Genomic DNA, 1,435 nt, shown 5'->3' with positions numbered 1-1,435 from the left:
GCCGCAAGCGGCCCCGGCCAGCACACAGGAGCACGGGCAGGGCAGCCTGCGCGTTCTTGCTACGACCTATCCGGTATATCTGCTGGCGCGCAATGTGGCCCAGGCCCGGCCCGACATACAGGTGGATCTGCTTATCCCGGCCCAGACCGGCTGCCCCCACGACTATGCCTTAAGCCCCGGCGATATGAAAAAACTTGCCGAGGCCGATGTTCTTTTTCTCAACGGTCTGGGGATGGACGATTTTTTGCAAAAAGCCCTGCCCGTTGCCAAGCCGGGTCTGGTCGTGGTTGACAGCAGCCAAGGCGTCATTCCCCTGCGCTCCGCCGGGGATGAGCCTGATGCGCACGGTCACGACGGGCACGGTCACGATGATTCCGGGCATGGCGCACACAGCCATGCGGACCATGCGGCGCACAGCCACGGCCCGGAAGAGCACGACCACGGACACGATCATGACCATGCGCACGACCATCATCACGGTGGCCTCAATCCGCACGCTTTTACAAGCCCGCGCCAGGCCAGCATTATGGTAAACAACATGGCCCGGGGCCTTGCCAAGGCTGACCCGCAGAATGCCGCGGCCTACGAAAACGCCGCCCGGTCTTACGCAAAGGTGCTGCTTGATCTGGGCAAGCGCCTTTCGGCCCTGGGAGGCAAGGCGTCCAACAAGGGCATAGTGCTTATGCACGATGCCCTGGCTTACATGGCTCGCGATGGCGGTCTTGAAGTTATTGCCGTCATTCAGGAAAATGAGGAAACGCAGCCTTCGGCCGCGCGTCTTGTCCAGATTGCCAAAACCCTGCGCGAGCACAAGCCCGCCCTGATCATCAGCGAACCACAGTATACGGACAAGCCCGTGCAGGCGCTGGCGCGCGAAACCGGGGTTCCCGCCGTTTCGCTGGATTCCCTGGCTTCCGGGCCGGTCTCTCCGCCGCTGGACTACTATGAGAAAACCATGAGCAAAAATTTTGACATTCTTGAGAAGCACCTTGAGCGACGCTGATACGGCCGCCCCTGATCTTGTCTTTGACCATGTGCATGTGTGCCGGGGGGGGCGGCCCATTCTGGACGACGTGTGCGCCGTTGTGCCTGCCGGAAGCAGCACGGTGATTGTCGGGCCGAACGGGGCGGGCAAAACAACCCTTTTGCTGTGCCTTATCGGTGAAATGCCCTATACGGGACGCATTATTGCGGCAGGCCGGTCTGGCCTGCCGCGCACCGCCTATGTACCGCAACACCTCTATCTGGATGCCAGCCTGCCCTTGCGCGTGGGGGAATTTCTGGCTCTCAACCGGCAACGCCGCCCGCTGTGGCTCGGACTTCACGGGCCGGAACGGGCAAAGGCACGGGATCTTTTGCGTATGGTACGTGCAGAGCAGCTTGAGGAACGCCGCATGAGCGATCTTTCCGGCGGCGAGACGCGCCGTGTGCTGCT

2 protein-coding genes are annotated in these 1,435 nt (G+C 61.9%); both read left to right on the top strand.

Annotation, left to right across the window (positions count from 1 at the left end; genetic code table 11):
- Positions 1 to 1,003: metal ABC transporter substrate-binding protein (locus tag V6C16_RS13240; RefSeq protein ID WP_333543434.1), on the top strand; the 1,003-nt coding region annotated here is incomplete at its 5' end.
- A partial coding sequence (locus V6C16_RS13235) for an ATP-binding cassette domain-containing protein (RefSeq protein ID WP_333543433.1) occupies positions 990 to 1,435 on the top strand: 446 nt, incomplete at its 3' end. The genes V6C16_RS13240 and V6C16_RS13235, both read left to right, overlap by 14 nt.

Source organism: Desulfovibrio sp. 1188_IL3213 (assembly GCF_036763145.1).
In the GTDB taxonomy this organism is placed as follows: Bacteria; Desulfobacterota; Desulfovibrionia; order Desulfovibrionales; family Desulfovibrionaceae; genus Desulfovibrio.
The sequence above is the reverse complement of the archived record's forward strand: the minus strand, read 5'-3'. Positions and strand labels throughout refer to the sequence as shown.